The sequence below is a fragment of the Pedobacter hartonius genome (assembly GCF_900107535.1).
GTDB lineage: Bacteria > Bacteroidota > Bacteroidia > Sphingobacteriales > Sphingobacteriaceae > Pedobacter > Pedobacter hartonius.
Genome location: NZ_FNRA01000001.1, coordinates 66,989 through 88,990, shown reverse-complemented (window position 1 = coordinate 88,990; position 22,002 = coordinate 66,989). Strand labels below are relative to the sequence as shown.

General features: G+C 42.9%; 14 protein-coding genes and 1 pseudogene. 7 read left to right on the top strand and 8 right to left on the bottom strand.

Annotated features, from left to right (window positions below; translation table 11 throughout):
- The first annotated feature begins 12 nt into the window (after window positions 1–12).
- Window positions 13–3,984 (top strand): hybrid sensor histidine kinase/response regulator transcription factor, encoded by a 3,972-nt coding sequence (locus BLW16_RS00455; protein WP_245735087.1) that lies wholly within the window; start codon window positions 13–15, stop codon window positions 3,982–3,984.
- A gap of 103 nt (window positions 3,985–4,087) precedes the next feature.
- On the opposite strand, the gene BLW16_RS00450 is transcribed toward BLW16_RS00455, so the two are convergent.
- The 4 genes from BLW16_RS00450 to BLW16_RS00435 all read right to left on the bottom strand — a co-directional run bounded on the left by BLW16_RS00450 (window position 4,088) and on the right by BLW16_RS00435 (window position 8,596).
- Entirely contained in the window at window positions 4,088–5,356 is a 1,269-nt protein-coding gene (locus BLW16_RS00450; protein WP_090554157.1) for a dipeptidase, read from the bottom strand.
- Between the two features lie 60 nt (window positions 5,357–5,416).
- Window positions 5,417–6,787, bottom strand: a complete 1,371-nt coding sequence (locus BLW16_RS00445) for a hypothetical protein (RefSeq protein WP_217631489.1) — start codon at window positions 6,785–6,787, stop codon at window positions 5,417–5,419.
- 139 nt (window positions 6,788–6,926) lie between these two features.
- Window positions 6,927–8,015, bottom strand: coding sequence for an acyltransferase family protein (locus tag BLW16_RS00440; protein ID WP_090554155.1), 1,089 nt, complete (start codon window positions 8,013–8,015; stop codon window positions 6,927–6,929).
- 173 nt (window positions 8,016–8,188) lie between these two features.
- A complete protein-coding gene (locus BLW16_RS00435; protein ID WP_090554153.1) occupies window positions 8,189–8,596 on the bottom strand; it encodes a GNAT family N-acetyltransferase in 408 nt (135 codons plus the stop codon).
- 295 nt (window positions 8,597–8,891) lie between these two features.
- On the opposite strand from BLW16_RS00435, the pseudogene BLW16_RS23965 reads away from it, so the two are divergent.
- Window positions 8,892–9,182, top strand: a pseudogene (locus BLW16_RS23965) (hypothetical protein).
- 219 nt (window positions 9,183–9,401) lie between these two features.
- On the opposite strand, the gene BLW16_RS00425 reads toward BLW16_RS23965, so the two are convergent.
- The 3 genes from BLW16_RS00425 to BLW16_RS23920 form a co-directional block, all read right to left on the bottom strand.
- Window positions 9,402–9,986, bottom strand: a complete 585-nt coding sequence (locus BLW16_RS00425; RefSeq protein WP_090554152.1) for an HD domain-containing protein — start codon at window positions 9,984–9,986, stop codon at window positions 9,402–9,404.
- Window positions 9,987–10,138: 152 nt separating this feature from the next.
- A complete protein-coding gene (locus BLW16_RS23925; RefSeq protein ID WP_139298224.1) occupies window positions 10,139–10,255 on the bottom strand; it encodes a DinB family protein in 117 nt (38 codons plus the stop codon).
- Between the two features lie 21 nt (window positions 10,256–10,276).
- Entirely contained in the window at window positions 10,277–10,516 is a 240-nt protein-coding gene (locus BLW16_RS23920) for a DinB family protein (protein WP_139298223.1), read from the bottom strand.
- A gap of 871 nt (window positions 10,517–11,387) precedes the next feature.
- Here BLW16_RS23920 and BLW16_RS00410 point away from each other — a divergent pair.
- From BLW16_RS00410 to BLW16_RS00400, 3 genes are all read left to right on the top strand, one after another.
- On the top strand, window positions 11,388–14,612 hold the full coding sequence (locus BLW16_RS00410) for a SusC/RagA family TonB-linked outer membrane protein (protein ID WP_090554149.1): 3,225 nt from the start codon (window positions 11,388–11,390) through the stop codon (window positions 14,610–14,612).
- A 17-nt stretch (window positions 14,613–14,629) separates the two neighbouring features.
- Window positions 14,630–16,339: a RagB/SusD family nutrient uptake outer membrane protein gene (locus BLW16_RS00405; RefSeq protein WP_090554147.1), complete on the top strand. Its 1,710-nt coding sequence runs from the start codon at window positions 14,630–14,632 to the stop codon at window positions 16,337–16,339.
- 123 nt (window positions 16,340–16,462) lie between these two features.
- Complete coding sequence (locus BLW16_RS00400) at window positions 16,463–17,647, top strand: cytochrome c3 family protein (RefSeq protein WP_090554145.1); 1,185 nt, start codon at window positions 16,463–16,465, stop codon at window positions 17,645–17,647.
- A 36-nt stretch (window positions 17,648–17,683) separates the two neighbouring features.
- Here the strand turns inward: BLW16_RS00400 and BLW16_RS00395 are convergent, their stop codons facing one another.
- The gene (locus tag BLW16_RS00395) at window positions 17,684–18,631 is read right to left on the bottom strand and encodes a hypothetical protein (RefSeq protein WP_090554144.1); all 948 of its coding nucleotides are present in this window, start codon (window positions 18,629–18,631) and stop codon (window positions 17,684–17,686) included.
- Window positions 18,632–19,264: 633 nt separating this feature from the next.
- Between BLW16_RS00395 and BLW16_RS00390 the strand changes: the two genes are divergently transcribed.
- Together BLW16_RS00390 and BLW16_RS00385 are read left to right on the top strand one after the other, a co-directional pair.
- On the top strand, window positions 19,265–20,929 hold the full coding sequence (locus BLW16_RS00390; protein ID WP_090554142.1) for an ATP-binding protein: 1,665 nt from the start codon (window positions 19,265–19,267) through the stop codon (window positions 20,927–20,929).
- Between the two features lie 12 nt (window positions 20,930–20,941).
- Window positions 20,942–21,607 (top strand): response regulator, encoded by a 666-nt coding sequence (locus BLW16_RS00385; RefSeq protein ID WP_090554141.1) that lies wholly within the window; start codon window positions 20,942–20,944, stop codon window positions 21,605–21,607.
- The last annotated feature ends 395 nt before the right edge of the window (window positions 21,608–22,002 follow it).

Sequence of the window (22,002 nt, the reverse complement as noted above, 5' to 3'; positions counted from 1 at the left end):
ATTTATAAACCCTTGAAAAAAATATTGTTGCTATTATTTGTGCTGCAGGCTATGTGTTATACCAGCAGTGGACAGTCTTATAACTTCAGACATTATGAAGTAGAAAACGGGCTTTCATATAATTCCGTGATCTCCAGCCTGCAGGACCAAAAGGGATTTTTATGGTTTGGAACCAAAGATGGCCTCAACAGGTTTGACGGCAACAATTTTAAGATCTTCAGGAATGACCCCGATCAGGCGGGCAGCATAGGCGACAACTTTGTCCGCTGTTTGTTTGAAGATCAGCAGCAGAACCTGTGGGTAGGTACCCGCAGAGGTATTTTTCGGTATAACCCCTTGCTTGAGACATTTAGCCTCGTCCCTTATACAAAAAACAAAGAGATCAGGGCTTTAAAAATTGATGCCAGCGGCAATATCTGGTATATAGCAGGTACTACATTATGCCGGTACGAGCAAAAAAAAGATCAGCTGACCGTTTATGACCATCACGAACATGCCCAGGTGACATCATTTGTATTGACTGCCACCGGCGAGGTGTGGCTATCAACTACTGATGGCTTTATCCAAAAGCTGAAGCGGGGGACTCAGTCTTTTACCAACTACAATGTTTTTAATCATTCCGAACCTGCCATATCCAACTGGGTCGAGAAAATATATGATACCGGGAAAGGCGTACTTTTAATCGGCACCTCCAATCAGGGGATAAAGGCTTTTGATATGAAGACTTTGGCTTATCAGGATATCTTAACTAAAAATGCTGACCATACCTGGATCTATGCCCGTGACTTTGCAGAAAAGGCAAATGGTGAATACTGGATCGGAACAGAATCCGGACTTTTTATTTATGAGCTTAAGACAGGAAAGACAACGAATTTGCGAAAACAAATCAATAATCCTTACTCACTATCAGACAATTCAGTTTATACCTTAACGCGGGACAAAGAAGGAGGAATGTGGGCAGGGACATACTTTGGCGGGATCAATTACTATCCCAGACAGCTCAGTGCCTTTGATAAGTTTTTTCCACAGGGGGGAAGTAATAGTTTAAGCGGGTATGCAGTACGTGAAATTTGTGCCGATCACAATGGGGATTTCTGGATTGGGACAGAAGACGGCGGCCTTAACCTGTTCAACCCAAAATCAGGTTCCTTCAAACATTTTGGGCCAGGCGGAACCCAGACCATTGGTACCCATTCCAATATACATGGTTTAATTGTAGTTGGCAATGAGTTGTGGGTAGGGACTTTTGAACAGGGACTTGACGTGTTTGATATCCGTACACAGCAGGTCATCAGGCGTTACCGTGCCGGTTCTGCACCCAATCAGTTGAAGAGCAATTTTATTGAGAGCATGTTGAAGACCCGCTCAGGAGATATTTTGATTGGTTCCGCCATCGGAGTTTACCGGTACAATAAATCCACTGACGACTTTAGCCTGATGAATGAAATACCCGGTAATTATCATTATTCATCTCTATATGAAGATAGCAATGGCACTATATGGGCCGGTACGCTGCGCGATGGATTATATTTTTATAATCCGTCTACTCAAACTTCAGGTGGGTTTAAAAATGATGAAAGGGATAAAAACAGCCTGGTAAGCAATGATATTAATGCGGTATATCAGGACTCACGCGGCAGTTTGTGGATTGCTACGGAAAATGGGCTTTGCCGTCTGAATGCGAAGGAACAGAATTTTGAGCGGTTTAGTACCAAGACGGGTTTTCCAAGCAGTGTTTTCTATAGTATACTCGAAGATAAGTCCCATAATTTATGGATCAGTACCTCACGCGGGCTGGCCTGTTACAACCCGGTTAAAAAAATGATCAGGACCTATACCAAAGCCAATGGCCTGCTGAACGATCAATTCAATTATAAATCTGCATTTTTAGATAGCAATGGGCGGATGTATTTCGGCAGTGTGCAGGGAATGATCAGTTTTCAACCGGAATTATTCAGAACAAACGATTTTGTAACCCCTGTGTACATTACCGGCTTCCAGATCTATAACCGGGAAATACAGATCGGGCAGAAAGGATCGCCCTTAAAGCAGTCCATTAATGCTACCAGGGAGCTCAGCATCAACCATGATCAGTCAACTTTTAGTATTGATTTTGCCGCTTTAGGTTACACTGCACCTAAAACGATTGAGTACCGGTATATGCTGGAGGGTCTGGATAAACACTGGACCATACTCAAGAGAAACAGAAAAGTTTACTTTACCAATTTATCGCCAGGGTCGTACCTGTTTAGGGTGCAGGCGGCCAATAGTGTTGGCAAGTGGAGCGGTCGGGATACCAGTATCAAGATTATCATCAAACCTCCATTTTGGCAAACAAACCTTGCCTATACGCTCTATCTGATACTTTTTATAGTTGCTAACTATTATTTTATCCGTTATTACCACCGTTGGGTAGAACAAAAAAATACGCGGCGGGCAGAACTCTGGGAAGCTAAAAAAGAAAAAGAACTGTACCAGGCGAAAGTTGAATTTTTCACCAATGTGACCCATGAGATCCGTACCCCTTTAACTCTGATCAGCGGGCCGCTGGATGAAGTGATCAGGAAATCCGATCAACAACCGGGAATAGCAGGAAACCTGGCCACGATGAAGAAAAATACGGAGCGTTTGATCGCATTAACGGATCAGCTGCTGGATTTTAGAAAAGCCGAGGTAAAGGGCTTTAGTCTGAATTTTGTTGACGTGAATATTAGCAGGCTGTTAAAAGATAACTATGAAAGATATCACGCCGCTGCAGTGGCCAGGGGATTACGTTTTACGCTGCAGCTTCCTGAGGTCCAGTTGCAGGCTTATGCTGACATAGAAGGGCTGAATAAGATATTGAGCAACCTGATTGATAATGGGTTGAAGTACGCAGCGAAGACCTTAATGATCAGCCTTAGCGAAGGCTCCGGAACATTTACCATTAACGTGAAAAGCGATGGCCTGCTGATCCCTGTGGCACTGCAGCAGAAGATCTTTGAGCCTTTTTACAGAATGAAGGAGGCACAGGATGAACGGGGGACAGGTATAGGATTGCCGCTGGCGCGATCCCTGGCCGAACTTCATGAGGGAAGCCTTACTGTAGTAGCGGAAGAGGGACGTTTGAATGTTTTTGTGCTGACCTTACCTTTGCACCATGACAGGGAATTCAACATCAACATGCAGATGGAGGACCTTACTGTTAGACCTGAACTGGTTCCCAAAGCAGATCACGATTTACCGGTTATCCTTTTAGTGGAAGACAATCTTGAGATCAGGAAGTTTATCAGCGAACAACTGATGAACGAATTTATGGTCATACAGGCTGCAAATGGTGAGGAAGCACTGCGTGTACTGGAGAAAACAAGCGTCCACCTGATTGTGAGTGATATCATGATGCCTGTAATGGATGGTTTTGCACTTTGCAAGGCTGTAAAGGATAATCTGGAATATACGCATATTCCACTTATAATGCTTACTGCCAGCAATTCACTACAGTCCAGGATTGAAGGTCTGGAAGTGGGAGCAGATGCATATATTGAAAAACCTTTTTCTCCGGCGCACTTAATTAAACAAATTTCTAACTTGCTGGCAAGCCGGGACAAGATCAGGAATTTTTTCGCCCATTCTCCCCTGATACATATTAAAAGTATGGCCTACAATAAGGCTGATGAAGCTTTTCTGGAGAAGGTTGCGGATTTTATCAACAAGCATATCGACAATAAGCTGAATGTTGACCAGCTGGCAGACCTGATGAATATGAGCAGACCTACATTTTATAGAAAGATCAAAACGATTTCTAATTTGTCGCCTTTAGACCTTATCAGGATTACCCGATTGAAAAAGGCAGCTGAATTGCTCAGTGAAGGTGTACACAGCATCCATCAAATCTCTACAATGACTGGTTTTGGCTCTCAGGCACATTTTGGAAGAAGTTTTATAAAGCAATTTGGTGTTTCACCGCTGGATTATGTGCAAGCAGGAAAGAAGGTAGGGGCATAACAGGATGCCCCATCACTTATTTCCTTCTGCGCGTCGGGTGTATTTTTATAAAGCAATTGTTAAAATTTCGTGACTATAAGGTTTTCAAATAACTTTTTTACCATTAACCCTCAGTTACCTGTCGTATCACACGCAGCCAGTTTAAACCAAGGATCTTTTTGATTCGCTGATCGCTGTAACCCAGCTTTTGCATTGCCATGGTCATTTGCGGGTAATCGCTGATGTCTTTAATTTCGTGTGGCAGTTCAGGGCCGCCATCCAGATCGGAACCCAAAGCCATGTGGTCTTCGCCAACCAGATTTACACCGTAGTCTATAACTTTAGCCAGCTGATCAACATGCATCCAATATTCTTCAGGGATGGTTCCTCTGAAATTTAATGGAACCTCCAGCGCCAGTGTCTTGTCAACATCTTCAATTGTCTGCTTGTTTGATCCCGGTACAAGGGATGCAGGCCTGGTTCCTTTTGGTACTGTAACCCTGGGGGTAGCCGGCGGTTTTTGCCAAGCCCAGTATTTTGGATTGTTGAAGAGGCTTCCGAAGTGAATACCAATCACACCACCTTTTGCAGCGATAGCTTTTGCTGCTTCGTCGCTAATGCAGCGGGGGTGGTTTACGATGCTGTAGAACCCGCCATGGCTGTAGATTACAGGATGTTTACTTGCCTCTACAGTTTGCAGGATTGCGTCATTAGATGCATGAGCTACGTTGATGACCATTCCAAGGCTGTTCATTTCGGCGATGATCTTTTTTCCGAGATCGTTGATTCCGCCCCAATAACTGATATCATTGCAGGCATCAATAAAGCCATTTGTAGTATTATGTGCGGTAAGCTGCATACCTCTAAGTCCTAATCGATGAAGTGCGCGGAGCAGGTCAATATCTCCTTCAAGATCATAACCGCCTTCCAAATCCAGGAAGGCTGCAATTTTGCCTTTTTTGTTGATGCGTGTTATATCAGATGCATTGAGTGCCAGCTCGATCACTGCATTATTCTTTTTGATCTGGTCCAGGGCCAGGTTTACCACCCGAAATGTGTTTTTTGTTTCAAATCTTCCCGGATAATAGTGTTCAGGGGTATAAACTGAAAAGAACATCGCGTCCACGCCGCCTTCTTTAGCCCTTGGCAGATCTACGTTCCCATCGGTATAACGCTGGCCGATATCAGTTTTCATCAGCAGCTCGCGGGTCATTACGTGTGTATGTCCGTCCATCACAAATGAATTGCGGTGCAGCGCAGGCATTGGTTTATCCTGAGGATTAAAAGGAATATTTTGGCCGGTGACAGGAGCGGCTAAAACGGATTGTATGGGGAAAAGCTTTCCGGCTATTGGTAATATTGTTAAGCTCTTAATAAGGTCTCTGCGTTTCATTAGATTATTGGTTCATTATTTTATCAGTTCATTTGGATTGTAGTCAGCCTGCTGTGGGGGCTATATATCAAAACCACGTATGTACGGAGTGTTCGGCGGCCTCGTCCCCTTGCTAAATTGCGCTCCCCGTGCTGAGCGGTATGTCATGTTCATAAACGGTGTCTCTATGCGGCGTCCAACGGCAGAATAACGGCCGTTCTCCCAGTTTGAGTCCATGTTGTAGGATACAATCCCGGTGGACAGCAACAGCCGTTCGGCATTGAATGGTTCCTTTTTGGTTACCATCATTTCGGTAATCCAGTGTGGCTGCGAGTTGGAGGCGTGGTACTGTGCGAATGGGCCTGGCCAACCCAGAATCGAGATTATCGTCGGGTCCTTATGCCCCTGGATTTCCGCGGCGTAGGTCCAGCCCACACCATGCCCAGAAATTACCGCTGCTTTTGTACCATCGTTATACTCTACTATACATACGTTTGGTGATTTACTCTCCTGAAAGTGCCCCGGTTTAAGGTCAAATTTTATCCTTACAGATTCGAGCAGCTTACCGGCCCAGGGATTACTTTCCACCCACTTCCATGTTTCAGGCCCACGGATACACTGTACTGACCTGACACCTGTTTCGCCATCCTTACGGCGTTCTACAAAAGCCTGAAGTACGTCTACACAATGGAATAGGGCTCCCTCATCGGCGGTATCCCCAACAACGATTGATGTTTTGATGTGCGTATCTATATCGAGTTCTACCTCAGGCGTGCGGTAGTAAGTTGGTATAGATGAACCTCCGGTCAATGGGAAATCCAGCTCACGGGATTTGTCAAACATCCACTTCGCTTCGTCCCAATTGTAGGAGAGGTGCTTGTCGTTAAAGATCGGTACCGAGCGCTTGCTCTGCTCGAAAACACGGACAACCTGCTGGTAGATCCACCAGCGCGGTAACATCCACTGACCTTTAAGATTGGTAGGATACTCCCCGTGTTCAGCAACTATGACTACGCCATCCACGGCGAGTTCTTTGCCCCCCAAGGTGACAGCCTCAGTTGCTGTTTTAAAGATCGGAATGTTTTTCGATTTGGCTATTTTCTGTCCCAGTCCGCTATCAGGAAGCTGGTGGATATAAATAGCTACAACCTCTACCCGCGATGGGGTGTGGGCACCATCCCACCAATAACCGTCCAGCAGCTTGGTGATGATCCAGTCGGCATGTGATCTCGGAGCACCCCAATAGCTAACCAGACATGCTATCCGGGGTCGTTTTGGCGCTGTCCCAGCAACAGCATCGGATGAAATGCCGGTTAAAGCTGCTATACCGGCCATCCCTGTTATTCCCAACATTTCACGCCTGCTGAAGAGAGGGTTTAACTCCATGATCTCATGAATTGAAAAGGGATCTGCCGCGCTGGCTGTAATGTTGTTTGGTTTCTTGGTCATCATGTTTATAGGTTCATTTTGGTTAAGAATGGATACGCCGAACTGTTGCTCCCGCTAAATCTAGGGAATTAATAGGAATAAATTCCTGCACCTTGCGTATCTTTTTTGTTCCAGCATCACTTCAGGGCGCTTTATTGCCTGGTTATGCTTTCTTTATTTTGGCATTAAAATATTTACGGATGGGCTGGTCTAAAAAGACCATGATGAGATAAGCCAGTCCGATCAATAAAAATAGAGATATAACAATGACAAGCACCAACTCGTTCATCTGCGGTTTTTTCATTTCTACATAACTTAAGAAAATCCAAAGAAATGGGTAGTGGATCATATATAAGGGGTACGAAATATCACCCAGGAACCTGCAGATTTTCTCATAACCAGCCTGCAAAACAGCTCCTGCACCCAATGCCACCAAAAGCGGGAAATATAGGATAGTAACAAGTAAGTCTATCAGCGGGTTAAATCGATCATTAAAAGGAATTAAAAAAGCGGCAGCCAGTAATATACACATAGCTATAAAACCCAGAGGCGATTTGATGATCCAGTTTGAGCGGTAAACCAGCATTCCGGCAAGAAATGAATAGAAGATCCGGGCACCGCCACCGAAAAAATTATCACCACCCCATCCCACTGCCAGATTCCCCGCATGGTGAGCCTCATAACCAAGTACAAGAACAGCAATGACCAAGAATACCCACAATAATTGATTCTTAACTTTATAGAGTATAAAAACATAAAAAATGTTCGCTATGTACTCCCAAAATAATGACCAGGTTGGCGGGTTAAGATGAAAGAGGTTAAAGTATCGTTCGTGTACGAGGGGGTATGGAATTAACAGCGCTGCAGATAAGAAGATCAGCAGCGTTTTGCCTAAGCCGTAGCCTTGGTATAGATTGCTAAAAGGATCGAATATAAATGTAAACAGCCCGAGCATTGCACCGATAACCACAAGTACGTGCAAACGGATCAGCCGTAATTGGATAAATCGTAAAATCCCTATATGTTCTACCTTACTGTCATAAGCGTAAGCAATAACAAAGCCTGACAGGCAGAAGAAAAAGTCTACTGCCAGGTAACTGTGTGCAATAAAATTATCTTTATAATCGGGAACGGCAAATTCCATAAAGTGGAAAATAACTACAGCAATTGCCGCAATTCCGCGTAATCCATCCAGGATTTTAAAATGTTGTTTGGTTTTTAGAATGGTCTGGTCAGTTTGTACGGCATCCATTTAGTTAGGTTAAAAATTAATCTTCAGTGGTTCTGCTGGCAGTAACTACTTCAATCAGTTCAAGGATCTGTGCTATCGTTGTATTTTTTTGATCTTGCTTTTTTGATCATCATGTGGTTCTTGCTGAAGACTTCGCTGTTTGTAAAGTGACGCTGGTTTTGGCAACCGAGACTTCAATGCTCAGTTCCCTGATAAATCCACATTGCTTTCGTTTCTCCTGCGCGCTCAAATCCACATTTTTCATAAAAGTCGATAGCCTTTCCATCGGCAACCAAAATCTGCTGGTGGAACCTACCATACTTTTCCTGAAATCTATTCAAAATTAGTTTTCCTACACCCATTCCCTGATAGTCCGGGTGAATAATAAGATGAGGGTAATAAACTACTAAATAACCATCAGAAAGTGCATTTCCTAATCCTATAAGTTTCTCTCCTTCCCAGGCAGTAACCAAAGAATGAGAATTTAATAAAGCATTAATAAGCTCGTTTGGCTTCTGGGCGGAAGACCAGCCGTTTGCATGGTAAATTTTTATAATGTCCTCTTGTTGAATATCCCTGGTTTCTTTAATTGTAATAGTCATGATTAGGCTATGGATAGTTGATCTTTAAACATAGGCAATCTGATTTATAAACAAAGCATATAATCAGTACAAACGGGCCGATCGCGATTATAACATAATTAAACGTTTATTATTTAACGCTGATCCATCTATTAACGCTATTTTCGGTTGCTTAAACAACGAGCTTATAAAAACCCGGCGGATAGTTTCTTTAACCTACGCGTTGATAGATCATATCCTGGACAAATATTTACTTATTTATACGATCAAACGCCACGACTAGGCTACAGTGGAAGACTTACAGCATACGATAGAAATGTTATTCTCAAAAAAATGGAACCTGCTTTTTGATGATGGTTTGTTTTACACTTTTTATGCACTGGTTTCCGCGAAAAGAAAATCAAGTTAAAGTATAAGGTGATTCTGGATTCACTCCGGGCGGGACTTGCCACGATGATTGAGCAGTGCAATTCAGGCGGACTAACTACAAGTTGCCGACCCGAAAAACACTGCAGATTTCATTTTTGTACTGGTAGACGGCGCCTATTTTTATCTGTCCCTGGAAAATGATAAGTTTGGCCTATGCAGAGCGGTTTGCATATTATAAGCAAAAGGCCTATGATGCGCTGGGGATGCTGCCGCTAGCGCTTGCCGGCCCAGCTGCTCCAAAAATGTCTTCCTAATGCAAAGATCCCGGTGAACATCCAAAGGAAGTTAGCAGCCATATTGGGCATATATCAGCAATTTGGAAAATGCAAAAATAGGCATTGCAGGTTAAGCCGGTATCAAATTTAACCTTAGGAGGACATATTTAAATCTATGGGTATTATTTTTTAAGAATTCCCTTTTCCACACTCTCGTCTATTAAATCCTCAGCGTATTTCCAGATCTGTTCTGAACCATCTTTAATGGCTATCTTTTTATCATAAACCTGCTGATATCCAACATTATATTCTTTCCAGGTTCCGCCATCGTTAGAAGTATTCTGCAGCAGGGGTTCAAACCGATCCATAGATCTGGCAAATTTCGCCTCCTCAGTTAAACCCTCTTCAAATTCAGACCAGATCGCTATAAATTCCTGGCCTTGTTCAGCTGGTAAAAGTCCAAAAATGCGTTGGGCTGCCAAAAATTCCTCTTCCGTATTTGTATGGCTCTTAGAAGTGTCGTAAATGAAAGTGTCCCCGGCATCAATTTCTACAATGTCATGAATCAAAACCATCTTTAAAACCTTCAGTACATCAACCGGCTTATTTGAATGCTCAGCCAAAACTATCGTCATCATCGCAAGATGCCAGCTGTGCTCAGCATCATTTTCGTGCCTGTCACTATTGAATAACCTCGTTTTACGCTGGATATATTTTAATTTGTCGATCTCCTTAATAAAGGCAACCTGATTTGATAAATTGTTCATTCTTTTATTTTTTTTAACACCAATTGTGTGCTATGGCATATTTTTAACTCTGGTAAATATAATCGGTAAATATAATTTAATTTATTTTTAACCATCCAATATAATGCCAATATCCTCCGGATTCAAAACACAGAGGATATTGGCCTTAAGTGTTAATATTGAATTTTCCTGTAATAGGTAAACAGATCAGTATTACACAGATCCGTAAAACCAGCCTGACGCAACAGTGTTACTAACTGACCACGATGATAAGTAGAGTGGTTAATCATGTGGGGGAATGTGTGCCAGAATTAGTTTTCTTGAGCATAGTGCTCGATGAAATCTTTTAAACTGGCTGATGTTATTTTCCAGATTGCTGTCAAGTCTTCCTTAGTGCCTTTAAATTCTTTAGATAAATAAACCGGATCGGTTTTATTTGTCCAGAAGTCAAGCCAGATTTTCTCTGCACTGGCAATATGAATTGCCGTTTGTTTGATGCTGCTGAAACTGCTGGTAATTACCTGGTTCCATTGCTGATTTGGTTTAACCATTCAATAGCAATGCCGTCTGCCCGGGTAATATAGCCTGCCAACTCTGTAAAATATTGTTTGTTCATAATTTTTCAATTGATTGATTTGTTCTTACTGTTTCTTTGGAATTAGTATTTGAATTGTTATTCAAAGGAATCCCGAAGATGGCTGGCACGAGATAGCATTACGTTCAAAAAGTATTACTAAACGTTCAATTTGATAGCTGATATTGCTTTGGTGTAATTCCATGTAATTCGATTCTGGCGTTCATACTCCCTACGTCATTATTATACCGAATAAATGAAATGTGGTCTTTTTCATTTTGTGACGAGGTGGTTTGGCCATCGGCAGGTATTAAAGACTTTTTCATAATAGGCTTACTATAAACTTTGGACATTACGAATTTACAATATTTCCGATTTACAAAGACGCTGGAAAAAAAACTTGTTTCAGGGCATCAAGAAATTTGCCGGGTGGTTTCAGGGATCTGCTATTTGGGTGGAAGCGCATTTGAAAGTCATATTTTATAGATTCATCTGCTGATCGGATAGGCGAATTGCCACTCTCAGGATTATTGCGAAAAAAAAATGATTCGCTAAGTGTTGTTTTTACACAATTGATTTATTACATTAGATTACCGTTTTAGTAATAACCCAGATATAACTTGTAATCCCGGAACTTTGTCATCACTGACACCAATACGGTAAATTACAAAATTTTTAGCTGTTGTTTCTAAATACGTATGCTGCCGTTTCCGTTATTTAATTATTTGCTGCTACATTTATACTATAAAATACAAATCACTATTAACTGTATAACCTATAAACTAAATTCCTTCATGATCTATGTAAATAAAAATTTTACACACTAACTTTTAACCAAATATATTCTTATGCAACGAAAACTACCACTTATCAAGGGGATGGGAATCCTTTTGCTCATGAGTCTGTGTTTTTCTTTTAACTTAAAGGCACAAACTAAAGTTACCGGAAAAGTCATCGCTGGCGATGACAAGTCTCCTGTTCCGGGCGCTTCCATTAAAATTAAAAATGCACCCGGAGGAACTAGCTCCGATGCCAACGGTATTTTTGCCCTCAATGTACCCGAAAATGCAGTTCTGGTTATTTCTTTTGTTGGTTACAACAATAAAGAAGTAACTGTTGCTGGCCAATCCACTTTAAACATCACGCTTGATCCTGTTAAAAACGACCTTACAGAGGTTGTAGTTACCGGTTACAGCTCGCAACGCAAAAAAGATTTAACGGGTGCCGTAGCTGTGGTGAACATTGCTCAATTGAAATCGCAGCCCGCGGCAAGTGCCATTGAATCACTGCAGGGTAAGGCAGCCGGTGTTGCCATCATTACTGATGGAGCCCCGGGTTCTACCCCGCAGATCAGGGTTCGTGGTACAACGACGATCAACAACAATGATCCATTGTATGTCATTGACGGTGTTCCTTATGAGGGAAAACTTTCCTGGTTAAGTCAGAATGATATTGAAAGCATGCAGGTGCTGAAAGATGCTTCGTCATCTTCAATCTACGGCGCACGTGCCAACAACGGGGTCGTGATCATCACCACAAAAAAAGGTACACTGGGAGCACCAAAAATATCTTTGGACAGCTATTATGGCATACAGACACCAAGGAAAGGTTCCTTTCCAAAAATGATGTCTCCCCAGCAATATGCCGACTATCTGTTTTTGGGCTACAAGAATGCTGGTTTACCGCCATCAACAGGTACCAACTATGGCACCGGCGCCAGTCCTACATTACCCACATACCTGTTGGCAGGAACTGCAACAGGGCAAAATATCACTGCAGCTGATGCTGACCCTTCTAAATACAATTACAGCAGGGATCCCAATACTTTCTATCAGATCACCCGTGCCAATCAGCAGGGAACAGACTGGTTTGATGAAATCACTGAAAGTGCGCCTACCCAAAGTTATCAGTTGAGCGCAACAGGTGGCGGCGAAAATGCCGTTTACAGTTTCGGAGGTGGTTACCTGAAGCAAAACGGAACAATCAAAAACACAGGGTTTACCCGTTACAACTTCAGGTCCAACACGCAGTTTACTGCGCTGAATAATAAACTGCGCTTCGGTGAAAACGCGCAATACAGTTATTCAGAAGGTTTCGGCTTTGGTGTTAACCCAAATGTAGCGGGAGAATACCAGGATGAAGGCAGCCCTATATCATGGGCTTACCGTATTCCTACGATTGTTCCGGTTTACGATATCATGGGTAACTTTGCAGGTAGCCGCGGCAGTGGTTTAGGAAATGCAGAAAACCCGGTTGCTGTTTTATACCGTGCTAAAGACAATATCAACAGAAGCAATTTCTTTTTTGGAAACGTTTTTGGTGAATATGATATCATTCCAGGCTTAACAGCGCGTACCAGCTTTGGTATCCGATATGAGAACTACAACGGACAGACCCTGCGTTATCCCAATCTTGAGTTTTTGGAGGGTAACAACTCGAATAACTTAAATGAAAACGAGGGGTATACCACAGAGTGGACCTGGACCAATACTTTAAACTATAAAAAGACCTTTGGCAAACACGTATTCAATATCCTGGCTGGTACAGAGGCTATCCGTAACCGTAACAGGCAGCTGAATGGGGGAAGAAATGATTTCTTCTTACTGGGCAGCCCGGATTATTATTACCTGAGTGCCGGCGCCTCAAATATCAGCAACAGCAGTACAGGAACTATCGGTTCACTGTTCTCTCTGTTTGCCAAGGCCGACTACTCTTTCAACGACCGTTACCTGTTTAGTGCTACGATCCGTCGTGACGGTTCATCCAACTTTGGCCCTGATAACAAATACGGTTACTTCCCTGCGGTAAGTGGTGCATGGAGAATCTCGGAAGAGGACTTCATGAAAGACAATACGCTCTTTAGTGATTTGAAACTGCGTGTAGGTTACGGACAAACGGGAAACCAGAGGATTCCGTCATTCAATTACCTGAACAGGTTCCAGAGTGCGATCAACAGTGCCGGTTATCCTTTAGGTGGCGGTAACAATGTAATCTCAGGAGTTTATCAGAATGCGTACGCCAATCCGGGAATCAAATGGGAGTCGTTAAGTTCAATTAACGTGGGTTTGGATTTCACTGTTAAAGGCGGTGTCTTAGACGGATCGGTGGATTGGTACAACAAGAAAACATCAGACGTGTTGTATCCGGTACCACTGCCTTCAACAGCTGTAGGGCTGGGAACTTCGCCCTTTGTGAATGCTGGTGATATCAGCAACAAAGGGATTGAGGTTAATTTAGGTTACCATGTGAACCGTAACAATGAAAACCCTTTTAAATTAGATCTGGGGGTAAACTTCTCCAGAAATGTGAATAAGGTGGTCAAACTGGCCGACGGTATCACCAAGCAGCCTTATGGTAACTTTAGAAGTTTAACCACATCGATCCTGCAGGAAGGTCAGCCATTTGGCGCATTTTATGGTTATCAGGTTGCCGGCATTAACCAGAATGCAGCAGACATCACCGGCAATCCGTCTTATACCGGTGCCAGGGTAGGAGGATTCAGATACCAGGACGTGAACGGCGATGGCGCGATTACGCCTGATGACAGAACGATCATCGGTAATCCAAATCCGGATTTCCTGTACTCGCTGAGCGTAAATCTTGCGTACAAAAACTGGGATGTGGCCATGTTCTTTAACGGTGTTCAGGGTAATGATATCTATGAGGCTACGCGTTATTTTACAGACTTCCCAACCTTTGACGGCGCAAGAAGTACAAGATTACTGGATGCCTGGAGCCCTACAAATACCAGCAGCATGATTCCTTCCCCTTATGTAGGAGTTTCTGACCTGGAGTATGCTTCTTCAAGTTACTATGTACAAAACGGAAGTTTCTTCAGGATGAAAAACCTGCAGATCGGTTACACCATACCTGTTAAAGTTTTTGGTACAAAATCGGGGGTAAGCAAATTCAGGATTTATGCAAGTGCGACCAACATCTTTACCATAACAAAGTATACTGGTCTGGATCCTGAGATCAGCCAGGAATCGGATACATTCTCAGTACCGGGATTAGACAGGGGTATTTACCCTTCTCCACGTCAGTACCTGTTAGGTCTTAGTGTTGGTTTTTAATTTTAAAAGATAAGAAAATGAAAAAGTATATATATATATCGCTCATAGCTGTCCTTTGCACCGTATTGTCGTGTAAAAAGGATTTTATTCAGGGAAACCCGCAGGGAGAGCTGATCACGGAAAACCTCACTTCACAGGATGGCGTGGAGGCTTTGCTGACCGGAGCTTACGGTCTGTTAAATGGTAACGTCAACGGAACCTGGGGTAATTATGGAGCGGCTCCCAGCCAATGGTTATTTGGCGAAGTAGCTTCAGACAATGCCCATAAGGGAAGTAGTAATGGTGACCAGCCAAATATGAACCTGATTGAGCAGCATTCGCCAACCAGTACCAATGATAACCTGGCCAATCTTTGGGACAGATGTTTTGAAGGTATCCAGCGCTGTAACAATACGCTGAGGGTACTTACTGCCTTACAGGCAGGACAGGGCAGTGTGAAATTTGACGATACACGCGCAGCCCAGATTCAGGCTGAAGCGAGGTTGTTACGCGCGCATTATTATTTCTTCCTGGTCCGTGTGTTTAAATCTGTTCCCCTGATTACAGAAGCGACTACAGAGCCGGCAGTAGATAATACGCCGGACATTTATCCTACTATCGTTGCCGATCTGACCTATTCACTGGCAAACCTGCCTGAAACCAAACCAAAAGGACAGGTGGGCCGTGTAGATAAATATGTTGCACAGGCTTACCTGGGTAAAGTGTTGCTCTACCAGAAAAAATATGCTGAAGCTTACACCCAGCTGAATGGAGTGATCACCGCTAAGGCGGATCTGGTTACAATGCCATTTGCAGACAACTTTGATATTGAGAAAGAAAATGGTCCGGAAGCTATTTTTGCGGTACAACATGCCGTAGGTGCTGATGGTACCGGTGGTGATAACGGAAACGTTGGTGATATGCTCAACTTCCCGTATGCGGTTGCATGCTGCGGTTTCTTCCAGCCAACGATTGATCTGGCAAATGCTTTTAAAGTGGATGCTGCCGGTTTACCGCTCCTGGACGGTTCTTACCGTACTAACCCTTATACATCTGATATGGCCTTAACGGGGGACGCAAAAACTAATTATAAAGTACCAACTACTTTGGCACTTGACCCGCGTATTGATTATACTTTGGGCAGACGGGGTGTGGATTACCGTAAAGGTTACGGTTTAATGCCGGGAGATGCATGGATTCGTGATGTGGGTAATGCAGGTCCGTTTGTAGTGGTCAAAAATGTACTGGACCAGACACAAATCACTTCGGGCACTGCACCCGGGCTAACGAACGTGACCGGGTTAAATGTAAACCTGATCCGTCTGAGCGATGTTTACCTGATGGCCGCAGAATGTGCTGTTGAAACGGGCGCCCTGCCGAGGGCTTTGGAGCTGGTGAATAAGGTGAGGGCACGTGCAGCATTGCTGCCGCCTAAAACTGTTGCAGGCGGTGCAGCTGCTGCAGCTTACAAGGTAAGCCCGTATCCATTGTTCCCAGGTGCGGATTATGCACGAAATGCTGTGAGAATGGAGCGCAGACTTGAGCTTGCAATGGAAGGACACCGCTTCTTTGACCTTGTACGCTGGGGTATTGCCAAGCAAACTCTGGAAAGCTATTTCAACTTTGAAGGTGGGTATTTCAGTTACCTGAAAGGAATTTCTATAGAAGCAAGGGATGAGTATTTCCCTCTTCCACAGGATCAGATTGACAGAAGTAAAGGTGTACTGAAACAAAGCCCAGGCTACTAGAAATTGAGTTAATTACTCTCTCATTAAGTTCCCCAGGCAGTTAATTTAACTGTCTGGGGTTTTTTTATGTTATTTTGGCTACTTTAGGTTTTAATTGCCAGATGCCAGCAATCAAATATTTTTATGGGCCAACGACGTTTATTTTTAGTATTCCTGATTCTGGGCATTTTCGTGTTTGCTATCGTGCAATGTACTCAGCAGGCAGAACGTAAAGACAGCCGGGGACCAGCGTACGCAGGCAGTTCCACCTGTAAAAATTGTCATCAGGATTTATCGGAGTCCTACACCCATAACGCGCATTTCAATGCTTCCAGAATGCTTACAAAGCCAAATTCTGCCGATAGCCTTCAACTACCGGACGGCGAGTTCGTTTTTAACCAGAACACAAAAGTCGGCGTTAAAAACCTCAAAGACGGGTTATACCAGTCTGCACTTGTTCATGGGCAGGCGATGAAAACTGAACATACTGATATGGTTTTCGGCGCGGGGATCAGTGCCTATACCTTTGCTTTCTGGTTCGGTAATAAGCTCATGCAAATGCCGCTAAACTATCTGACCAAAGAACATCAATGGGTAAATAGCCCAGGCTTCCCAACTGACCAGATTTATTTCGGGCGACCAATCGTTGCGCGTTGTCTGGAGTGCCACAGTTCATTTGTAAATCAAAAACTAGTCAAAGCCGGTGATTTTGGTGTAGAAGAAGAATTTGTTAAAGGGTCTCTTATTGCGGGCATCGATTGTGAACGCTGCCACGGACCTGCTGCCCAGCATGTGGAGTTCCATGAAGCAAACCCAACGGTGAAAAAGGCAACCTTTATGGTAAGTTATAAAGCTCTCGCCCTGACCAGAAGAATTGATATGTGTGGAGTGTGCCATTCCGGAACGGGAATAAAAACACTGACTTCCACATTTGCTTTTAAACCCGGCGATACGCTTAAAACCCTGCCTCAATACAACGTTTACAAGGGCGAGGATCCGGATGTTCATGGAAAACAGAAACAATTACTCGAAGCAAGCCTTTGTTATAAGGTAGGCAAAGCAGAATGTATCACCTGCCATGATGTTCATGATAATACCAAGAAAAGTGTAGAGATCTATTCCAATAAATGCATCAGCTGCCATCAAGATGTGGTGCATAAAACGGTGCCTGAGAAAAATAAGGCGGTACTTGCAAAGAACTGTATCGACTGTCATATGCCTATCAAAGAATCTCATGCGATAGGTTTCCAGATGAGCGGAAGTCAGGAAAAGATCCCTTACCGGTTAAGGACACATAGAATAGCAGTTTACAAAACGTTTTTCCAATAAAGCAACTGTGCCTGACAGATCTAAGGCGAAGCTTACTTAATGCTGAACAGTTTGTGTGATGCCCACCCCGTAATTATTATTTTTCAAGACATACTTTTCATAAATGTGAGCGGACATAGGTAATAATCTTTTACGATGATCTTCGGGGTTCTCACCTCCGGTAGTATAAAAGGTCACTATATTATTCTCCTTAGCGTAGTGAACCTTACCTATATCACTTCTTTTTATCACTGAGAGATTAGTTATCTTTTTAAAGTGAGCTGATCTGAAAGTATCCCGGGCTATAACCACAGCACCATCAACATGTTGTTCACAAGCTATTGGCTGATACCTGGCGCCATCCCAGTACATGCACTGATTATGTTGTAGTATTTGGTAAGTGATATATGAACTGACCACAACGAAGACTGTAGCTAAAAATGCTATAATCGCCTTGTCGAATTTTTTGGGCACGCCAAATTTGCCATTGCCATCTCTGTCAATATTTGGTGGGACCGGAGTCTGATCCTCGGGCTTTTCTGTGTCTGTGGGAGTTGGAATGTCTGGACTTTTCTCAGGTATTCCGGGGGACAGTTCTTTTTCAGGGGTTGGCAGATCCCGTTCCGGATTCGCCAGTTCATAAGCATCCACAGGAATAAATGGTCTGTGCTCAAAATCTATTAACCAGGCTAACAGATGAATGTTTCTTTCTGCAGTACCTCCCGTGCTTTTTTTTAGATAGTTGTTTAAGGGTTTAAAAACGTCAGGATCGGCATCCCTAAGACTTTTAAAGTAAGCTGCGGCATCCTTTCCCAGACCAAAAAATAATCTAAATGTTTCGGCATCCTGATCTGAATATCTGGTAGGAAACACATCTACACATTCCTGTTTCAATTTTGCCGGTGTATGGCGCTGCAGATAAGGAGGTAATTTACCTTCATTTTTCTTTTTTTCATAAGCCAGCATTACTGCCTTTTTATAATCATCAAACCTTTTCAAATCCATTGAGAGCTATTAATAAGATGGAATTTTCGGAATCTCACAGGAACTTTCGGAATTCCAAAGGAATCATTGGAATCTTCGGAATCCTCTGATAGATAATCAATTACATGCCCATATGTTTGCATTAGAAATCAGTTCGGGCTTTGATTCGCTATCAGGGTTTAAATGTACAAAACAGATTTCATAAAGAGATGAAGACGCGGTAGTTAATAACCGGTTTGGGAAGCAGTTACCAGCTCCCGCGTTCGAATCTCATACTTCCCAAAAATTTCAGAAGGCCTTCTGATTTACAATCGCAGCATCCCCCGCGAATGGTCGCGGGGAACTGCAAAGTATTTCATTTCTAAATTTTTGATTATGTTTTTCTATCACTTATTAATCGCGCTGATATTGGGACTGGGTTCCCCATCTGATGGTACCGTTAAAACTCAGGATGAACCACCTATAGGTGGTGATACTGGACACATACCTCCTCCTAAATAAGATCAGTAATTCTATAAACACATCAGCCAGTCGGGAATGCCAAAGAGGTATTCCTGACTGGCCTTTTTATGTAAGATTTTTTTTTAGTAAATACGGACAATTAATTGGAGGTAACGCCAGATTTATTATTTATTTTGGTAAAAAAAATAGCGCTTGAAATATCTTGGTCTGCTCTTATTTATCATTATTTTTCTTTCCTGCAGGAATGAAAGCCGGAAAGATCAGAAAGAGAATAATCTATTCTATGATCAGGCATTTGTTTACCGGGAAAGAGACATGACCGATAGCGCATTCTATTTTTTCAATAGAGCTAAAAATCTGTTTTTATCGCAAAAGGACAGCACGGGTGTCGCAAAGTGTCTGGTCAATATGGGCTTCATTGCCCTGGATAAAGGAGATAACTTTGGGGCACTGGAAATGTCGCTCAGTGCTAACCATTATTTTGACCCCGGTAATGAAAGCCAATACGTATATATCAATTCGAATTATAATAATCTCGGGATGGCTTCCCAAAATTTACAGGATTATAAAAGGGCTATCAAATTTTATGACCAGGCCATTGAGTTTTCAAGAGATTCACCACACCTACTCGTCAATCAGAACAACAAGGCAACAGTGTATACCTTGCTGAAATCTTACAAAGCTGCCCTCATCCTATACAATTCAATTTTGAAGGCTACGGATAGCAGTGATAAAAATTATGCCCGGGCCTTGACTAATGTTGCCCACACCAAGTGGCTACAAAACCCGGGGTATAATGCTATACCCGAATATCTGCAGGCGCTGCGTATCCGAAAAGAACAAAAAGATTTGTGGGGTCAAAACTCCAGCTACGCGCATCTATCTGAATACTACGCCAAAAAATCTACAGACTCTGCACTGTTTTATGCAAAGCTGAGGTATACCATTGCAATGGAATTAAGGAGCCCTGACGATCAGCTTGGTACATTAAAGAGTTTAATCAGGTTTAGCCCTACGGAAGACACGAAAAAATATTTTGAACGCTATCAGTACCTGGGGGATAGCCTGCAGACTGAAAGATGGAAATCTAAAAATCAGTTTGCCATGGTCAGGTACGAAACTGAAAAGCATAGGGCTGATTTTCTCAGGGCACAGGCAGAAAATGTTCAAAAGAAGAACAGGTTACTGATCGGTTACTTCATAGTTGTCATCTTGCTGCTGGTGTTACTCTCAGTCTTTCTGTGGTTTAGGAAACGAAACAGAATTCTGCGGCAGGAAAAAGAGCTGGAAGTTAAAAACACTGAGCTCAGGTATGTAAAAAAGATTCATGACAGAGTTGCCAATAAGGTATACCACCTGATGTCTGAGGTAGAGAATAACCCGGGGCTACATCGAAATGCGATAGCAGATAAACTGGAGAAGCTTTATGATATTTCCCGGGATATCTCTTATGACGGTAAGGGAGACTACAATGACGGGAATTATGCTGCTGAACTCTCCCTCATGATACAATCCTATTCTTCTGAAATGACGGAAGTATTGATTGTAGGCAATGACAATGAATTATGGCTCGATGTTGATGATGAGGCAAAGACAGAATTGTTTGTCGTGATGCAGGAACTGATGACCAACATGGATAAACATAGCAAGGCACAAAGCGTGCTGGTAAAATTCCTGCGTCAGGATTCGACCATAAAGGTTTCGTATTCAGATAATGGGGTGGGCATGAAGGATGCAATTAGCAAGAATGGTGTGAAAAATACGGAAAACCGTATTAAAAATATTCGTGGTACTATTACTTTTGAAAGTATACTGGAGCAGGGACTGGAAATTAACATTTCATTTCCCGTATCTTAAATTAACTGATCAATGTTCAAAAAAATACTCATAGCTGAAGACCACGAACACACAAATATTTCTGTGCGCAAAACTCTGGATGATCTTGGTGTTCCTCAGAGAGAGTTCAGATTTTATTGTGATGATGCCTATAAACTCATACAGATCGCCATTCGTCAGGAAAAGCCTTTTGATCTACTGATTACTGACCTATCATTTGATGAAGACAGCAATATTCAGCAAATCTCCGGAGGCAAAGAGCTCGTGAGAGCAGTGAAGGCCATCCAACCCGGAATAAAGATCATTGTTTTCTCCCTGGAAAATGATATCAGTAAAGTTGATGAATTGTTTGAAGAGCTTGGTATTGATGCCTATGTACGTAAAGCCCGCTACGACGCAGAAGATCTTAAACGGGCCATTGATGCAGTGGCCAACAATAAAAAGTATCGCTCTGCCGACCTGATGCGTCACAAGAGAGTGGAAAATTCTTTTGATTTCAAGGCTTTTGATATCGAGATCATCACCCTGCTTTGTAACGGAACGCCTCAGAAAAACATTCCCGCTTATCTGCAACAAAAGAATATTAAACCCTCAGGCTTAAGTAGTGTAGAAAAACGTTTGAATACCATCAAAACTTCGTTAAATATCTCCAACAATGAGCAACTCGTTGCGTATTGTAAGGATAAAAAGATTATTTAACCACTTTACGGATACCCGTAATCTGGGCATATTGTTCGCGGTACCTTTGGCACTCAGCCAACCAGCTATAAGATGATAATGAAGTATTATGTCAACAAACAGCCACAGGTTAACCGCGATTATGTGGTTCACCAGGAGGATTGCGCAGATCTGCCCACTGAAGAAAAGAGGTCATATCTGGGTGAATTCTCCTCTTGTTTCGGGGCAGTATTTGTAGCACGGCAGATTTATCTCACTGCTAATGGCTGTAATGTCTGCTCGGGTCTATGCTTTACGGGCTAATCACCGAAACATTCATCATTGACAGGCATTCCTGGCAGCTGTTACCAAATCGTACATCGATGACAGTATAACAATCGGGTTTACGCTCAATACGCTAACATCCAATACTGATT